Genomic DNA, 16,431 nt, shown 5'->3' with positions numbered 1-16,431 from the left:
GATGATTATTATCGGGCCTCGAGCTTTATGCTTAATTAGGGTTACCTAAATCAGGATCTCTAAGTAGTTCATTGATGGCATCAATTATTTTTTTAATCACATTATTATCTTTACCATAAGCATCCGTAAGTAGTTCATTGATGGCATCAACCACTTCCTGAACTACAACACTATTTTTGCCATAGACAACCATAAAGATAGCGATACATTTTTGAAACCAAGCTAAAGCTTCCTCATTCTTGCCTGTAAATATGAAAGCTTCTCCAATGTTATAATAAACATCCCCTAGTTGGTAATGTACGATACCTAATCGATGATGTGTATTAGCTTTATAGCATTCTTCAAAAGTTTGACGGGCTAGTTGATAATATTGGATGGCCTCATCGTACTTCTTTCTATGAAAGCTAATAGTTCCTAAATTGTTATAGATTTTGCCAATATGACGCTGATTGTTGGCAGAAGCCTCCTTCCATATAGCTAAAGCTTCGATAAAATATGCTTGAGCTCGATTAATATCTTTCCATTTCTTATTATTATGGTCAACATAGAACACTCCGAGATTATTAGCAATTAATCCATATAAATCGCTAGTTTGCTGGTTGCGTTCAAGTTCTTTAACCCGTGCATAAGCTTGTAGGTAGAAATCTTTGGCCATATCATAGTTTTTATAATTATAGTAAGCTAGTCCAAGGCCGTTGAGCCAACGGGTCAACTTCAACGGGTCAATTTTATCGATCTTACTGCCGATCTCCACCGCTCGCTTAATATAAGTGAGTGCCTCTGGATAATGACCTGTTAGTTGGTTATAGCGGTTCCAGTAAAAGCAAATTTCACCAGCCCGTTCATCATCACGTTGGAAGGCCCGCTCAGCGGCGATTCGTAAGTGAGCAGCGATATGGGCAAAATGAATTGAATTTTCATCGACATCAGCGATTGCTGCAAATTCCAGCAACTTTTTTTCCACTGCTGCTGTGGCTTGGATATGTGCCTGAGGCTTGACTTTTCGCGTTCTTAAGAATTGGAGGACTACTTGATGCACTATGACTGACTCACCGCTGATGCCTTCAAGAATGCCGCTGTTGATTAGTGATTGGAGGATGATAACGGTTTCTTCATAGCCTATATCGCAAGCAAGCAGCTGAGGATCGATGGATGTTGCGGGACTACAATATTGTAATCGGTTAATTATCTGCAGCAGAATTTTGCGATGTTTAGTCGAGGTTGAATCAATAAGCTGTTGATAAACTCTTTCAAAAGTCTTGAAAATTGAAACGTTATTTTGCCACGGGAGTAACTCAATAAAATTGCTAATCTTTTTAAGAACGTTGGCTTGAATGTCTTGGTTTTGTATATCGGCAATATACTGATCAATGTTCTGGCTAAACTGTGCTAGATATTTGCCAACTATATACAGTGCCATTGGATAATGTCCTAATGCTGTACTAATCTGGAGGGCTTTTTCAGGTGATAGTTTTTTTACCAGACTTGTTAAGAGGTTAACTCCTTCTTCAGCGGTTAATTGCGAAACAGTGATTAAATTTTTTGAATTCCATTCTTTAGAATTGGATGTAACAATTATTTTTGATTTCCCCTTTCTTAATATAGATTCATGGTTGATAATTAACGAGATTTGATCGAGGTTATTGAAGTCGTTAAAAATAATCAATTGATGATTTCCATTAGACCATTGTTGAATTACTAGGTTAAGGATTTCTTCTTCTTTAGCGATATCTAATACTCCCATTTCTTTAGCACAGCGCGAAATATCAGCATCAATTGTTGCATTCCCACCAGCCCCGTCGATCCAAAAAACACCACCAGCAAAATATGGCCCAAAACGATAGAGTGCATCGAGAGCAAGACTCGTTTTACCAATCCCTGCAATTCCATGGATAACTAGTAGTGAATCAGCTTGATTCTTGGTGAGATATGCTTGAATCTGCGCCAAAATATCTGTTCTGCCGACAAACCATTCCATAGGATTGTTACCTACTTTCAAGACACTTGGAGTCGGCCACTCCATTTCTGATGGCTTGTTAGGTAGGGTATCAATAGGAATTGAAGCAAAAATAAATGGATCGATAGTTGTTAGTGCAATGGGTGTTATTGGCCAGATATCGAAGATATCTTTTTTATCGCCTAAAAATGCCGTGCCTTTCAACGACACCTCACCAATATAGGGCTTCTTTATAATCAGGCGAAACTGCTGCCCATCGTTATTTTTGTAGGGTTCTCCTATGGCTAAACTTTTGCAGGCCTGTTCCAGTTCAGAGAATTCCCTGAAAGACGCAAGCGTGCTTAATTCATTAGCCAATAAGCGGGAAAGGGGATATTTTTTGCGAATAAAATCAAGAATTTTATCTGCAGCTTCAAGCCCAATCGTCATTGAACCAGTATTTATCAGTGAGCCATGGGCATTACCGGCAATTAACACTGCATTATTTCCTGCTTGTTGTTGAATACTTATCTGCTTCCGATGAATTGCCTCTGCAATCAATTGAAGATGCTCTTCCAATGCTCGGCCATCCTGTAAGCATGAAAGCGCATTTTTAAGCGCTTTCAGTGAATTGCTCTGGTCGCTCATATGGGGCTCCTTTGATGGGCTTTATGCATATTTATCAAAGCCCATACATCTAGAACGTATCTTGGGTCGTACAGAGATTTTATGGTGGAGGTAATGAGCATCATAACATATTCATAAAGCTTTTTGGTATTTAAAAACAGCGCCGTTGGAATTGCTCCAACGGCGCTGTAATTTGAGAATCTGAATTACTGAGCTGACTCGACGGCAGCTTGTTGATGGCGTTGCATGGCAGCGATAGCTTCCTCTTCGGTCGCGAAGATATCGGCATATTGGGCGAGGCCGACCATGCGGAAAATCTTTTGGAAGTGCGGGCTAAGGCCGCTAATTGCCAGCTTTTGAGCTTGACGATTGACCTCAGTTACAACCCCAATCAAAATAGCAATCCCCGCGCTGTTGATATAATCGCTTTGGCGCGAGTTGATAATAATATACTTAGCGCCCTCTTTGGTAACGCCTTCGTATGCCCCCGTAATGGCCTCTTCGGCAAATGTGGTTACATCACCTTCGAGGTCAATAATCCAAATCCCGTCGCGCTGACGGGTCGTAACTTTTAATTCATCGTCAATCATAGGTCCAAAACTCCTTGACCAAGGATCGCGCTAGGCTGAGGCTGATCCATGCCGTCGTGGTGGATTATACATTGCTAATCGAAAACGATTACCTTGTCCGGGACGCGACGGTAGAAAGCCGCACTCATCAACAAGCTGTTCAATGAGCATTAAGCCCATCCCTCGCGCCGATGCCAGCCCAGCAAGTTTTTGCTCGATGGTTGCTGCTTCGATCTCTTGGGAGGGGTGAAAACGAAGACCTTCATCGCTAATAACCAGCACCAGCCGATTGCGAGAAATCGTGCAGGTGATATGAATTCGGCGTTGGACTTGGCGCTGATTGCCATGCTCGATGGCGTTGATACAGGCCTCGCTTAGTGCCGTGCGTAAATCCTCAACGCGCTCTGGGTCAAACCCCATATTCCGTGCGAGCGTACCAATTGCTTCACGGGCGATTTTTTCATAGCCAAGCTGGCTGGGAAATATCAGTTCGATGGTGGCTTGGGTTTGCGCCATGTTCTTCAACTCAACGATCTAGGTGGATAACCATCCGTAATTTATTGCCACCTGATGGAGCGACCGAAAACTGGACTTCATCCATCAGTTCTTTAATTAACCAGATTCCCCAACCACCTTTATCGTCGCTATGCAATACTTGGTGGATGTCGGGGGTACGCTCGGTGATGGTATGATCAAGCAGCTTGCGCCCTTGATCAGCCACATCAACAATCAACCCGTCATCGCTGCCAGTAAAGACCACCACGACTTTCATTGCTGAATCGTGTTGATTGCCATGTTCAATTGCATTCGTCACTGCTTCGCTGACCGCAGTGCGGAGCGATTCAACGCGATCATGAGAGAAGCCCATCCGTTTCGCCATCGCACTGGCGGTATCCATGGCGACTTTCTCGTACCCCAGCCGACTTGGCAAGTGGAGTTCAATCACCCGTTCTTCATCGCCACTAGGGGCCATGTGTTGTGGATTGGACATTTGGAAACCTCACGTCGCTCGCAATGACGGTGCTAGCCCTCACTATACCATAGGCGAATAAGCCTATGCAAGCTTGACTTTTGCAGGCGTTTAGCCCTGTATCGAGCCAGCAACTTGGGCGAATGCTAAGCCTCTGCCGAGTATAACAAAGGTTGCTGGGTGCTTCAAGCCCTACACTTATAATTATTGAGCCTAGTTGCTAATCCGATGTTCCTCAATTTGGCTGTTCAGGCTTTGTCCAGCAATTTCGATATAGAGTTGTTGCTCGGTCAGCGAAATGCCCAAATCGCAGCGTCGTTCGATTAGGTTGGCAACGGTTTCAATAAAACGTCGATCAAAAGCATAAACTGGAATTTGCTCGGCTTGAAAAATGGTTTTGCCGCTGAAATTGCCCAACACTTGGGCTACATCGCGATGGGTATAGACCGCCGCTCGTCCAGCACGTTTGCTGCCGCGATGCAAGCGCTCGGCATCAGGCGCACCAACTTCAAACCAGCCAGTCACTTGCCCAGTCAAATCGCGAATCCAAACCGCTGGTTCGTCGCCAGCCGCCACGCCTTGGGTGAAGGCAATGCCGTCGCTATATTCCAAGCAATAGGCCAAAATTCGCATTAACATATATTCGGCTGATTCAGATGGTTGGCGGGCTACTCGCAGTTCTAGTTGCTCATAAACATTGCGATCAACGTTAGCTAGATCAACATTAATTGTATAAATCGTTGCACTAAGCGCCATGAATGCTCCTCATTAATTGATTTTTTGATAAATTGCTAGCTCAAATGGGTTACCATTGCTATTGACTCCATGATACTGCTTGAGCAAGCGAAACCGTGTTGGGTTTTCCAGTAAGCTACGAGGCGTTTGCCATTGCAGCGTCCACGAAAAACGTGAATCCCAGACTATAATGCTGCCAACGGGGGCTTGCTCAACCGCCGCTGGCGTGATTGGCTGATAGCGGCTTGGATCATACGGATCGATGCCTGTACCATAGGCAAACCATGGAATTGCCGCTAGCACCAACTTTTCACGATACTCGCTTTGCATAAACCATTGCGTGGCGTTGAGTACTTGCTGGTCGCTATTTTGAATGATAAATGGTTGAACGCGGATGAACAATCCGAGCAGCCCAATCAGCATGCTAGCCGCTACTAGTCGTTGTTGCCACGAAGCTTTGAGCATTGGCAGCATGAGCAAGGCCACCAAACCAACGCTCAACAAAGCATCATAAAGAATGATCCCTCGTGTTATCCAACGAATCCAAGCCATTCCCAAGAGTCCAATCATCACCAAGATCAATGCGCCGCGAATACCCCAACGCTGCCATAGTTGATTAATTGGTTGACCTAACGCTTGTAATCCATAAGCGCTGAATGTACCTATAATGGGAGCCAAAATCGCCAAATGGCGATCGTAGCCCGCAATTTGGGTTGCTGGAAGCTTCCAATAGCTGATTGCTAGAATTGCAATATAGCCAACTGTCCACCAGTGCAAGCTATTCCAGCGCATGCGCAAAAAGCCATAGACTGCGAGAGCAAACGGCACGCTGCCAAAGGCCACTGGCAAACGTGTGATGTAATGCCACCATGGGCCTGTGCCGTAAAATGAAACGCTGCCGCCTTTTTCAAACAATACTCGATCAAGTGGAAACAATAGGTTGGTCCAATCGCTGAGGCGCACTGCCCAAAAACCATTCCAAATCAGCATCGGTAAGGCCATCAGGCCAAGCTGCCAGTAGCGTCGCTCTTTGATCAAGCTGATTGCAAAGAAGATTAACAAGGGGAGCGTTTCGTAGCGAGCCAAAGGAATTAAGCCTGCAAACAAGGCCATTATCTTCCAGTGCTGGCGACGTTGAGCTAATAACGCTGTTGTCAAATAGGCAGCGCAGGGCAATTCGGTTAGTGCGGCAAAACTCAGACGCGCAAATTCAGGCTGAATGCCTGTAAAAATCGCCGCCAACCAATACCATTCAACTGCTAATTCTGCGGCTAAATAAGCGGCTAAACCACAGATAATTGCGGCGAGTATGGCGCTTTGTAGATGCACGGCGGCCAAGCCAAATTGGCTGATCAAGGCATAGGGGATGGTAAAACCTGGCCGACCCCAAACATCGAGCAATAACTCGGGGTGCTTGAAACTCCACCGCGCAATCAACAAATGCTGAATTGAATCATCGCTGTAGGTACTACTCGAGCGCAATCCATAGCTAATAAAAATGACGAGCAGCAGGCCACAACTAAGCCAGAGCCAGCGATTTGAGCGCCGTAAAAATCCAACCACCACAGATTCCTCGTTGGTTAACCCGAACCTGTGGCAGTATACCAAAAAGCCGCAAGCCCACGATCAACCCTATGATCATGGGCTTCGATGTTAATTTGATTTATTGTAAGGTGACATAATCGAGATAGATTGCACTTGTGCCGCTGCTATTGCTAGGCGAGCTAAAACGCACCCCAATTTCGTTAACACTGCCAAGATTGGCGATACCACTCAGGTTGAGGGTTAATGTGGTTGTGCCCCAACTATTAATTGTGACTGCCCCGCCATCGTACCATGCCCAATTTGAACCAACCTTGATATAGAGTTTGGCGCTAATTCCGCTACCAACATTGCCCCAAGCGGCATGGCGCACGCGCACTTGTAATTGGCTTTTGCCGCTAAAATTGTGGGCTTGAGTTAATTTCAAGTCATAACTACGATTGCCCAAACTCACATCGGCTTTGAGGCTAGAGCTACCATTAGCCGCCCATTCACTAACCGACCATGGCCCGGCATTGACATTAGCGGCGCTCCAGCCTTGGGTGCTGCCCTCAAAATTATAGAGTGTTGAGCCACTGCCACTGATTGGCGTAGCGGTTGGGTTAGTTCCACTACTACTCAAGCTCCCATTCAGATATTGGCTTATACGGCTGCGATTGACGGTTTTGCTATGTTGATAAACGCTTTGGATTTTGCTATCGCTATTACGATAAAACATATCAGTATGCCAAGTCATAAAAAAGGCAAACGGCGCATTGTTCAATGCCGCTGGATCGAGCATATAATCGACTTCGGTTAGTGCCCGTAATTTGCTGCTGTCGAAACGGGCTAAATCGTTGTACCAACTGCTATAGTCGGCGGAGCTATTGTTATAAATGTCGTGGCCAAGAATATCGACCTTGCCGCTTGGATACCAATCAGTACCGACCCCCTTGGTTCCTGCCGACCAAACCCAGATCAAATTGTGCAAGCCACGGCTGTTGGTCAGATAATCCCAGAGGTCATTCCACAAACGTTTGTAATTGCTTGAGCCAGTTTTATCCCACCAGAACCAGCCACCGCCCGCCTCATGATATGGTCTCCACAAGACTGGTACGCTGGCATTTTCCAGTTTTTGTAAATCGTCGGCGATGTTGCTACGCCACGTTAGATAGCGGTTGCGCTCAGTCGTACCATTAATAAACAGATTATTGATATTGACTTGCACAAACATATCATCGTGATTTGTACCTTGGCTGCCGTAGGGTGTCCAATGTTGGCTGATTGTTGGCAGCACTTTGGCATTATTCCAATCGCTAATCATGGCATCGATCATCCATTGGGCATCGTTGGCGTAAGCTCCGCCGAATGGGAAATCCCAGCCTCGCAAACCTGGATATTGGCGTGGATTGGTGTGATTGTAGATGGCGTTGGACATTTCGTCTTTGCGCGAGGAATCCCAATGCACTTCTTGCTGGCCGCTGATAATGTATTGGCCTTGGTATTGGGCCATGCGATTAATTACATTTTGGGCGTAGCTGGTAATTGCTGGGTCGGCAGCGGCGTAGGCTGTCGTTGCCCCACTAGTTGGGGTCGAAGGAATTACGCCGATCAGCAAAACTAACATTCCAATCAACAACAACGGAACCCGTTGAACTTGGGACATGACTAAATCTCCGTTGATTGAGATAGCACAGCATAGCACTATCGTGACAGTACCAAAGGAACGTTCCACCGCAAATATTAATAGTGCTTAATAAAATGTCAAGTATTTTTCAATAAAAAACTTTAGAAAATATTAACGTATTCTAGCGCTAGAAGCTGGAAAATTACCCAAAATGAATCAATTGCACCTGATTTCATAAATAAAGCTCTAGAATTTTAGTAAATTGCTGACTTGGGTTTCTGTAAAATTGATGTCTGTTTTACAAAGTATGATCCATTATGAGTTATTACCCACGGCTAATCTCAATAATGGCTTGAAAGTGCTATAATTGCAGGCGACACTTGTTTGGAGCGAGAAACCCCATGCCCAATTTAGGAGCGCATGTTTCAACTGTTGGTGGATTGCAGACCGCCTTTGAGCGAGCGCAAGCCACGACCTGTCATGTGATTCAAATTTTTACCAAAAGCCAACGCCAATGGAATGCTAAACCGCTGACTGCTGCCGATTGTGCCAATTTTCAAGCGGCCCATCGTGAGGCTGGCATGCCACCCTTGATTGCCCACGATTCCTATTTGATCAACTTGGGCAGCCCCGACGATGGCTTATGGGAAAAATCAATTGCAGCCTTTCGAGTTGAGCTAGAGCGTTGTCAGCAATTGGGGGTTGGCTCGTTGGTGACCCATCCTGGGGCGCATGTTGGCTCAGGCGAGGCTGCTGGCCTTGATCGAGTTGGGGCGGCCTTGCGGCGTTTGCTGGCCGAAGATATTGGCGGCGAAACCCAGATTTTGCTGGAAATTACGGCTGGACAAGGCACGGCCTTAGGTCATAGTTTTGAGCATTTGGCCCGCTTGATCGAGCTGTGCGATGGTCATCCACGGCTTGGAATTTGCTTTGATACCTGCCATGGTTTAGCCGCTGGCTATGATTTTCGTACTGCTGAAGGCTACCAAACCACCTTCGATCATTTTGATCGCTTAATTGGGATCGATCGGCTGCGTGCGTTTCATCTCAACGATTCGAAAAACGATCTTGGCAGTCGCGTTGATCGTCATACCCATATCGGAGAGGGATTTGTGGGCTTGGCAGGGTTTGAACTGATTATGAACGATCCTCGCTTTCAAACGATTCCGATGGCCTTAGAAACTCCCAAAGAACCCGATGAAAGCGCAGATATTCGCAATTTGGCAACGCTGCGCGGTTTGCGCCGTGCAAGTGTTAGTGCATCACCACAAAGCGAGGTATAAATGGGAAACCAACCAAAAAGCAAACGCAAGTTGTGGGTATCGTTATTGTTGGGCTTGGCCGCTGTGGTGGTGATTGTGCGGCGTAAGCTGCATCCGATCGATTCGGCTCCAATTTTGCCCCCGCCACCACCGCCGCCATCTGATCCGCCACGGATTGTGCTGCCAACCGATATTTTAACCACCGAAGTTGCCACCAGCGCTCCCGAGCTGGAAGCCGAGCCAGTCGCCGCCGAACCAGAAGCAGTGGTCGTTGAAGACGAAGCACCATTGTTGGAGCTTGAAGTTGGTGGGAGTGGCACGGCTGCGCCTGAAACCGAACAATCGGAATCGGAAGCAGAAGCTGTGGTTGAAGACGAAGTACCAGCCGACGATGATGATGACGATGATGAACTGCGCAGCTATTGCGTTTCATGTCGTGCCAAACAGCCGATGATCGATGCCCATGAAGAATTGACTGAAAATGGTCGGCGTGCGCTACGTGGAACCTGTGAAGTCTGTGGCGCTGGGATGTTTCGTTTTCTGCCCAATAAAGATTAATCGCTAAATCAACTATAAGTTCTCACAAATTGCGCTTTAGGGGGTGCAGGGGGATGAAAACCCCCTGCGTTTCCCTCCGGCGGAGGGACGGAAGGGTGGCGATCAATTAAAATCCACGAAATATTGTTGGAATCTAGAAACCTTATTAAATAACTACCAGTATTTTACCAATCACTGGCGGTTTTTGATTTTAGTGATTAATTTCAGGCTCAAATTCAATATAATCAACTAATGTTGTCGAAGGCGGAATTGGCTCGCCTTCCAAATGCATAACGATTGCTTCTTGCAAAAGCTGCTTAACTTCTTCAGGCGTTTCGCCTGTGGCAACACAGCCTAAAACATCAAGAATATAGCTTGAACAATTGTTTGGGCCTTGCTCGATTACAATTGCATAGCGCATCAATCGATCTCCTTATCTGAGATTTGATAAGTATTGATCCATTGATGCTTGGAATGATCGGCCTGAAGTTGGAATTGCTAAAACTACAAACGGCCCAGTTGGGCCGCTTGTAGGAGAGAAGAGTGTGTGTGAGGAGGAAGGATTTGTATGTAGTATCCTGCGCCAAGCTTACCTTCAACCTAACGATTCTTCGCACCCATAGTCCTATTTCAGGCTATACCACATGGGTTAGATCTTACGTACTTGATCCCCTTGGCGGATCGTACCTGGCTGAACTACCCGCGCGTTGATTCCACGCAAATGCAATTCTTTGCCGACGGCTGAATTGACGAACTTAATCGCAGCTTGGCCGTAGCGCTGGGCAAATTTTTTGCAGCCATTATGCGGCTGATCGGTTACTTCGATAATCGCCTCGCCGATGGTCAGGCGTGTGCCTGCTGGCAAGTTTGCATCGCTCAAATCAAGATCAATGAACAATTGATCGCCAGCCCATTGCCAACGCTCTTGATCAGGTGCAAGCAAGCCAATCGAGCGCACATTCATAATGTTTAGCTGCATATCGGGGTGCGAACTACCGTCGTCAGTGCGCGAACTGCCGCGAACTTTCCAATTATCGCCGACCAATCCCTCGACCAAATCAAGCTGACCTTCGCTTAGCACTTCGCGCTGCTCGGTGGCTGGACGACGCACGATTAGCTGCAAGACCCCTTGATCCTTGGGTGCTTGACGAATGTGATCCAACCCTGCCTCAAGGGTCTCCATGGGAACATACTCAAGATCGATCATGGCATCCTACCTCATCGTAAACAAAAAACGAGCCTCCAGGTTGGAGACTCGTTGCGCCAACTGTGGCGCTCTATTATGCCATGGCTTGGGTCACTACGCTAGCGAAATTTGAGTAGGTTGCCCAATTTTATTCCGTGCGCTTGCAGCCGTTTGGCCACATTGCCCAATGTCCAAGCAATTGGAGCGATTGCGGCCAAGGCTAAGCCAATCCACAGGCTAAACGACCATGTTTCAAGCAGTGCTGCTCGCCAAACCAACAAACCACCCAAGGCGGAGAGGCCTGTCCAAGCGCCGAGCAACCAAAGCATACTGGCGCGGCCTTGCAAAGCTCCGCGTAGGCTTGCCACGGCGACCCAACCAAAACCCAGCAAACCAAAAAATCCCAGCCACGCTAACAATGTCCAAATCATACATCCTCCAATGCCAACGAATCGCAATCCGAGGATACTACGCTGAGCGTGCCATGATGTTCCAATTTAATGGTTAAGCACCACAACTTTTCCAGTAATCAGATATTCGATTTGCTCAGCCAAGTTGGTGACCCGATCACCCAAGCGTTCGAGATTATGCGCCAATGTCAGCAGGTGAATCGTGGCAGCAGCCATATCGGGGCTTGTGGTCGAAACCTTGACCGTGGCCTCAAACATCTCACGATACAAATGATCGATTACATCATCGAGTTCGGTTACGCGGTCGGCAAAGCTACGATCGTTTTGGCGTAACGCCTCTAAACCAGCGTGCAAAATTTCGCTAGTGCGCTGGCCCAATTCGCTAATTAGGCGTGGAATTGGCTGGGGCATGGCTGAAACGCTGACAAAATTGGGCGTGGCAGCGATCCGTTCTTGTAGTTTGCAGATTGTCGCAGCATAATCGCCCATGCGCTCTAGCTCTGGCAGCAGGCTGAGCACCACACTCACCAAGCGTAAATCACGGGCCAACGGCTGTTGGGTGGCGATGATCAACAGGGCTTGATCATGCAGGCGTTGAACTTCATGATTGATGGTTTGATCGTTTTGCACGACCTTGCGCACTGCTGCTTGATCGTATAGTTTGATTGATTGAAGTGCCTCGCTTAATGCTGCTTCAACCATGGTTCCAACCCGAAAAACCCCATCGTGCAACTCGGTGAGTTGTTCATCAAATATGTGACGGTGAGACACGCCCATAAAAAACCTCCAACAGAGAATCTGCCAACCTACCAAAAATGCTCTTGATTATGCCCGTTGTTCATTCAGGTCGGCCATATGCCCTGTTGCCATAAAGACAACCCGTTCTCCAATATTGGTAGCGCGGTCGGCGATCCGTTCGAGATTATGCACAACGTAAAGGAGACGGGTGGCTTGTTCAACGGTGCTAGCATCAGCAATCATCACTTCGAGAATTTCGCGCTGCACCCGATCAGTCTGAGCATCGATTTCATCATCGGCTGCACTCAGGGTTTTTGCCAGATCAACATCGATGCGGGTGTAGCATTCCAAGGCGGTGCGCAGCATTAACTGAGCTTTGCTGGTCATCGATGGAACTTCGGCCTGCGGCTTGAGCGCGGGAGTTTGGCCTTGGCGAATCGCAATTTTGGCGATGCCCTCGGCATAGTCGCCAACCCGCTCAAGCTCGCTGGCAATCGTGATAATTGCGCTGACCAAGCGTAAATCACGTGCTACCAACGGCTGTTGCGTGGCAAACAACAAAAGCGCTTTTTCCTCTAAAGCATATTGTGCCCGATCAATTAAATCATCACTGCGAATAACTTCCTGCGCCATTGCCTTATCGTGGTTGGTTAAAGCCTGAATAGATTGGCCAATTGCGGTTTCGACCAACGCGCCCATGCGTAACAAGTCATCATTTAATGACCGAAGCTGCTGTTCGTAATGTTCCCGTGACATACCATCCTCCGATGCGCTAGGAAGGCTACGCCTGCTTGATGTGCTAGCTCGATGCGAGATTTAGCTATCCGTGAATAGCCTGCGATTATACCACGCTTTTGGCTTTTTTTTCGATTGAATTGAGCCAGCATTTAATCGGTATCTAGCAAGCTATAGGCCAGCCGAAAGCCCAATAAATGGGTTGAGCGCTCGGGATGCAAGCGAAAACGGCAGGTATTGCGAGCAAAATGGCTAGGATTACCCCAACAACCACCGCGCATAATTCGCCGTCGATCAGCCTCAGGGGCTGGTTGGCGAGCTTCGCGGCCATCATCAGGGCGATAGGGATACGATTTTTGTAGCGAACTTGTCCATTCCCAAATATTGCCTGCTAGATCGTAAACCCCAAATGGACTAGCCGCTTGAGGATAACTGCCAACCGGAGCTAAACCACCGCGCATGCTTTCTTTGATATTCATCATTGTTGGATCGGCCTGATCGCCCCAAGGATAGATTCTTGTATCGTCGCCACGCGCTGCACGTTCCCACTCGGCCTCGCTAGGCAAGCGCAAAGCCAAATTAACTTCGCTACTGAGCCAATCACAACATGCTACCGCTTCATCCCAGGTTACATCAACCACCGGATAGTTGGCTAATTCGGCAGGTGGTTGCGAACCATGCCAAACAATTGGCGCACGCTGACCAGAATGTTTGATCCACTCGGCATACAGCGCGTTAGTTACAGGAACTTGGGCCATGGCAAAGGCGGCGATTTCCACTGAATGTTGGGGTGCTTCTTCCGCATACGACTCGCGTGTACCGCCAAACTGTCGCGCTAAATCGCTTAATTGCTCGTTAGGTGTACCCATCAGCACAATACCACGCGGAATTGAGCAGAACTTGGGCAAGAGATCACGAATTTGCTTCAATTGAGCTTCCTTCATGCCAAAAAATGCTAGTTTGTGGCTCTAAAGATACCAGATTTTGCATGCTGATCGAAAGGAGCTTGTATGTTGCAACAGATTCGTTGGCAATGGCTGGTGGGTTTGGCAGTTGCTGCCATATTGGGCTGGAATCTTTGGCAATCGACGGCCAGTGCTGGTTCGGAAAGCGAGCAGGCCTTGAGCTTGTGGCCAACGACTAGCCCAACCGCTGAGCCAACACTTGAATCGATAACCCCAACTTTGGCGTTGACCCCAACCCTCGCTGTGGCTGAAGCGACCCCAACCTTGGCAATGCTGGCGGCTTATATCAGTGGGGCAGTTGCCAAGCCTGGGGTGTATGATTTGCCGCTTGGCGCACGAATTGATGATTTGGTGCAGGCGGCTGGGGGCTTGCATTCCGAGGCTGATCCGCAGGCCTTGAATTTGGCGGCCTATTTGCAAGATGCTCAGCATGTGCATGTGCCAGTGGTTGGCGAAACTCCCGCACCAACAATTCAGCTAACTGCTGAACCACAGGCGGTTGCGGTTGCTGTGCCAACTGCCATCGCCAGCCAACCTACGTTGATCAACATTAATACTGCGAGTGCTGCCGAACTGGAAAGCCTGCCCAAAATTGGCCAAGCGATCGCCCAGCGAATTGTGGCCTATCGCGATGAGAATGGCCCGTTTGCCAGCATTGAGGCGATTCAAGAGGTAAAAGGGATTGGAGCAAGCACCTTTGCTGAAATTGAGGCATTAATTACGATTGAATAATTGTTGCTTGCCCCAAGGTTATCGAGGCAAGCAACTGAATGGTGCATATTGGTGCGAGAGCCAATAATGATCTTAGATGATTTTGGGTTTTAGCTGATGGTTGCTGGCTTAAGCTCGATCGATTGGTAGAGTTGGCGCAAACGAATAATGACAATTAACAAACTTGCTGCAACCAAGGTTGGTAAACGTATGCCCAATTCACCATTCAACAGAATCGAATTGCCCACTAAACTGAGCCATGGCAAGGCTAAACAATATTTTGGCAGCCACGTTGGTTGTTGGCGTTGTTGATAGAGTTGGAACAGCAGTAGCACTGGTGTGATATAAAGCATGGCATCGTGACCATACATATGCAAGGAAAATAAGGCTCCCAAGGTTACAGCTAGGCTATAATTCCAGGCTTGTTGTAGCGGATGTTTGGCTGAACGCCAGATCAGCCCAGCAAAACCCAAGGCTGCCAAACCTAAGCCAATTTGTGAAGCTGTATTGATCAATGGTTTGTTTTCTGGGCCAAACCACAAGGCTAAGGTTCCACGCAAGGTATAGGTTTGGCTTGGTTTGATGCCATTTTGATCAAACAGATTGAGCATGGTGTTACCGCTGGCCAAATAATTTGGCCACATTGCCCAGCCCCAAATTAAACTGCTCAGGCCCACAAAGCCAAGGCTGATTAGAGCAAACCAGAATAAGGCTCGCCAATAGCGTTGAATGACCAGCCATAAACCGATAAACAACACAAATTGGAATTTAAAGGTTGCTAAAAAGAGCCAAAAAGCCGCTTTAAACCATTGCTCACGTTGGGTCGAGCGATAAATTTGATAGGTTGCCAACAGCATGAGAATCGAAAATGTGCCGAGATACAATACTGTGGCAATCGTGTGAAACCCAAAAATTGCGCTTACGATCAGCCATTTATTGGCCTTTTCGGTCGTACCAAGGTCATTCCACATTAGCCAAATTACATACGCCAGAATGCCAAGATTAATCGCATACCAAACGAAAAACGAGATCGTAAAGGGAATCCAAGTCAGTGGAACCATAAAAATAGCAGTATGTGGCGGATTGACATAAATTAATAAATCACCAATAACGCTTGGATTAAACTCACGATATGGCGCTTGATAGATTGCTTGGGTTGGCATATCGTACAGCAAATCGGCCTCATTGGCCTTAATAATTTCGCCTGCAATATAAAAACTCGGGTAATCCGAGGATGCTGGATCAAAGCCCAGTAAAAAGCCACTGAGTAATAAGAAAAAGCCGATAATAAAATTGGTCAGAGTAAGCATTGAACGATAATCACGCATGATCGATTCTCCAGGTCTCTAGGGATTGGTAGCTGCTGGCTTGGGGTTGGGTTATGCTGCGCATGAGTTGACAGGTTGCATATATCACAGGTATTACTGACCATTGACTGGCTTGTAACTGGCTTGATAATTGTGTAATTTGGAGTTTGGTTAAACGCTCTTTGATGTAGCCCAAAGTGATGTGCGGATGCCATGGGCGGGTTTCGGCAATGATGCCAATTTGGCTACTGCAAGCAACGACCGCTTGCTGAAGTTGCAGCAAATCGCTGGGCCATTGCTCAAAGCCAGCCCAAACGACTTGCGGCTGATTGGCATTGGGAAAATAGCCCCACGTATTACAACTGAGGATTGGCGCAGTTTGGGTAGCGAGGGCATGGGTTAGCTTGGTTTGCAAGTCGGGTAGCAGTTCAACTGCTACATTGCCCAAAAATTGCAAGGTTAAATGCAGATTTTCGGGCTTGCTCCAACGAATTGGCAAGCCCAATTGCTGTAATTCGGTTTGGATCGCCAAGAGTTGCGCCTGAATTGGCTTGGGCAAGTCGAGCGCTACAAAACACCGCCATTGCTCGCTCAT

General features: G+C 47.3%; 18 protein-coding genes. 3 read left to right on the top strand and 15 right to left on the bottom strand.

The genetic code is table 11. The features are described from left to right. Nucleotides 1-31 precede the first annotated feature (31 nt). The 7 genes from ABEB26_RS04240 to ABEB26_RS04210 form a co-directional block, all read right to left on the bottom strand. Nucleotides 32-2,584 (bottom strand): tetratricopeptide repeat protein, encoded by a 2,553-nt coding sequence (locus ABEB26_RS04240; protein ID WP_345720712.1) that lies wholly within the window; start codon nucleotides 2,582-2,584, stop codon nucleotides 32-34. 185 nt (nucleotides 2,585-2,769) lie between these two features. Beyond that, a complete protein-coding gene (locus ABEB26_RS04235) occupies nucleotides 2,770-3,153 on the bottom strand; it encodes an STAS domain-containing protein (RefSeq protein ID WP_012189171.1) in 384 nt (127 codons plus the stop codon). Between the two features lie 30 nt (nucleotides 3,154-3,183). Continuing rightward, nucleotides 3,184-3,648, bottom strand: coding sequence for an ATP-binding protein (locus ABEB26_RS04230; RefSeq protein WP_012189172.1), 465 nt, complete (start codon nucleotides 3,646-3,648; stop codon nucleotides 3,184-3,186). 10 nt (nucleotides 3,649-3,658) lie between these two features. Then, entirely contained in the window at nucleotides 3,659-4,123 is a 465-nt protein-coding gene (locus ABEB26_RS04225) for an ATP-binding protein (protein ID WP_012189173.1), read from the bottom strand. A 192-nt stretch (nucleotides 4,124-4,315) separates the two neighbouring features. Beyond that, on the bottom strand, nucleotides 4,316-4,858 hold the full coding sequence (locus ABEB26_RS04220; protein WP_345720709.1) for a YaeQ family protein: 543 nt from the start codon (nucleotides 4,856-4,858) through the stop codon (nucleotides 4,316-4,318). A gap of 12 nt (nucleotides 4,859-4,870) precedes the next feature. Then, nucleotides 4,871-6,400, bottom strand: coding sequence for a hypothetical protein (locus tag ABEB26_RS04215; RefSeq protein WP_345720708.1), 1,530 nt, complete (start codon nucleotides 6,398-6,400; stop codon nucleotides 4,871-4,873). A gap of 100 nt (nucleotides 6,401-6,500) precedes the next feature. After that, nucleotides 6,501-8,024, bottom strand: a complete 1,524-nt coding sequence (locus tag ABEB26_RS04210) for a glycosyl hydrolase (protein ID WP_345720707.1) — start codon at nucleotides 8,022-8,024, stop codon at nucleotides 6,501-6,503. A gap of 362 nt (nucleotides 8,025-8,386) precedes the next feature. Here ABEB26_RS04210 and ABEB26_RS04205 point away from each other — a divergent pair, with 362 nt between their 5' ends. Together ABEB26_RS04205 and ABEB26_RS04200 are read left to right on the top strand one after the other, a co-directional pair. Continuing rightward, complete coding sequence (locus ABEB26_RS04205; protein WP_345720706.1) at nucleotides 8,387-9,268, top strand: deoxyribonuclease IV; 882 nt, start codon at nucleotides 8,387-8,389, stop codon at nucleotides 9,266-9,268. Continuing rightward, on the top strand, nucleotides 9,269-9,805 hold the full coding sequence (locus ABEB26_RS04200) for a DUF5679 domain-containing protein (RefSeq protein WP_345720705.1): 537 nt from the start codon (nucleotides 9,269-9,271) through the stop codon (nucleotides 9,803-9,805). 190 nt (nucleotides 9,806-9,995) lie between these two features. On the opposite strand, the gene ABEB26_RS04195 is transcribed toward ABEB26_RS04200, so the two are convergent. The 6 genes from ABEB26_RS04195 to ABEB26_RS04170 all read right to left on the bottom strand — a co-directional run bounded on the left by ABEB26_RS04195 (nucleotide 9,996) and on the right by ABEB26_RS04170 (nucleotide 13,782). After that, the gene (locus ABEB26_RS04195; protein WP_345720703.1) at nucleotides 9,996-10,205 is read right to left on the bottom strand and encodes a type II toxin-antitoxin system HicB family antitoxin; all 210 of its coding nucleotides are present in this window, start codon (nucleotides 10,203-10,205) and stop codon (nucleotides 9,996-9,998) included. A gap of 228 nt (nucleotides 10,206-10,433) precedes the next feature. Continuing rightward, on the bottom strand, nucleotides 10,434-10,991 hold the full coding sequence (locus ABEB26_RS04190) for an MOSC domain-containing protein (protein ID WP_345720702.1): 558 nt from the start codon (nucleotides 10,989-10,991) through the stop codon (nucleotides 10,434-10,436). Nucleotides 10,992-11,089: 98 nt separating this feature from the next. Continuing rightward, entirely contained in the window at nucleotides 11,090-11,401 is a 312-nt protein-coding gene (locus ABEB26_RS04185; RefSeq protein ID WP_345720701.1) for a hypothetical protein, read from the bottom strand. A 66-nt stretch (nucleotides 11,402-11,467) separates the two neighbouring features. Then, entirely contained in the window at nucleotides 11,468-12,157 is a 690-nt protein-coding gene (gene phoU, locus ABEB26_RS04180; protein WP_012189181.1) for a phosphate signaling complex protein PhoU, read from the bottom strand. Between the two features lie 48 nt (nucleotides 12,158-12,205). After that, nucleotides 12,206-12,874, bottom strand: a complete 669-nt coding sequence (gene phoU, locus ABEB26_RS04175) for a phosphate signaling complex protein PhoU (RefSeq protein WP_345720699.1) — start codon at nucleotides 12,872-12,874, stop codon at nucleotides 12,206-12,208. Nucleotides 12,875-13,005: 131 nt separating this feature from the next. Next, the gene (locus tag ABEB26_RS04170) at nucleotides 13,006-13,782 is read right to left on the bottom strand and encodes a formylglycine-generating enzyme family protein (RefSeq protein ID WP_345720698.1); all 777 of its coding nucleotides are present in this window, start codon (nucleotides 13,780-13,782) and stop codon (nucleotides 13,006-13,008) included. A gap of 81 nt (nucleotides 13,783-13,863) precedes the next feature. Between ABEB26_RS04170 and ABEB26_RS04165 the strand changes: the two genes are divergently transcribed. Further along, nucleotides 13,864-14,550, top strand: a complete 687-nt coding sequence (locus tag ABEB26_RS04165; RefSeq protein ID WP_345720697.1) for a ComEA family DNA-binding protein — start codon at nucleotides 13,864-13,866, stop codon at nucleotides 14,548-14,550. Between the two features lie 89 nt (nucleotides 14,551-14,639). Here ABEB26_RS04165 and ABEB26_RS04160 read toward each other — a convergent pair whose 3' ends face one another. Then, the gene (locus ABEB26_RS04160) at nucleotides 14,640-15,857 is read right to left on the bottom strand and encodes a glycosyltransferase family 87 protein (protein ID WP_345720696.1); all 1,218 of its coding nucleotides are present in this window, start codon (nucleotides 15,855-15,857) and stop codon (nucleotides 14,640-14,642) included. Then, nucleotides 15,850-16,431: an RNA 2',3'-cyclic phosphodiesterase gene (gene thpR / locus ABEB26_RS04155; RefSeq protein ID WP_345720695.1), complete on the bottom strand. Its 582-nt coding sequence runs from the start codon at nucleotides 16,429-16,431 to the stop codon at nucleotides 15,850-15,852. Before thpR ends, ABEB26_RS04160 begins: the two co-directional genes overlap by 8 nt.

Source organism: Herpetosiphon gulosus, assembly GCF_039545135.1.
Classification (GTDB): Bacteria; Chloroflexota; Chloroflexia; order Chloroflexales; family Herpetosiphonaceae; genus Herpetosiphon; species Herpetosiphon gulosus.
The sequence above is the reverse complement of the archived record's forward strand: the minus strand, read 5'-3'. Positions and strand labels throughout refer to the sequence as shown.